General features: G+C 69.2%; 1 protein-coding gene. It reads right to left on the bottom strand.

What is annotated here, in order from left to right:
- The coding region (locus DBR36_RS18480) for an alpha-amylase family glycosyl hydrolase (RefSeq protein WP_258222845.1) at nt 1-660 on the bottom strand (660 nt) is incomplete at both ends.

The following is a 660-nucleotide window of genomic DNA, read 5'->3' as shown; positions in this document are numbered from 1 at the left end:
GTCTGGCGGTAGTACGAACGGTTGTCGATGCCGCGCAGGCTCGTGCGCGGACCGCCGATGCCCTCTTCGGCGGTGTGGTTGTAGACGACGTCGAGGATCACCTCGAGCCCCGCTTCGTGCAGCAGCTTGACCATCCCCTTGAATTCGCGCAGCACCGCTTCGGGTCCCTCGGCGCGGCTGGCCGCGGTCGCGTACGGGGCGTGGGGGGTGAAGAAGTTGAGGGAGTTGTACCCCCAGTAGTTCGACAGTCCCAGCTGCAGCAGTCGGGGCTCCGTGGCGAAAGCGTGCACCGGGAGCAGCTCGACGCTCGTGATCCCGAGGGCGAGCAGGTGGTCGATCATCGCCGGGTGCGCCAGGCCCGCGTAGGTGCCGTGCAGGGCGGGAGGGATGAAGGGATGCCGCTTCGTCAGCCCCTTCACATGCCCCTCGTAGACGACCGTGCGGTCCAGCGGCACGCGCGGTTTGGTCGAGTCGCCCCAGTCGAACGAGCCGTCGACGACGACCGAGCGCCAGTCGCCGAAGCTGCCGGACACGAGACCGCGCGAGTACGGCTCGATCAGCAGCGACTGCGGGTTAAAGGTGTGCCCCGGACCGTGCGGGCCGCCGACGCGGACGGCGTAGCGCGCACCCGGACGCAGCAGGGGCGAGACGGCCTCGAAC

This window comes from Microbacterium sp. HMWF026 (assembly GCF_003061325.1).
Classification (GTDB): Bacteria; Actinomycetota; Actinomycetes; order Actinomycetales; family Microbacteriaceae; genus Microbacterium; species Microbacterium testaceum_E.
The sequence above is the reverse complement of the archived record's forward strand: the minus strand, read 5'-3'. Positions and strand labels throughout refer to the sequence as shown.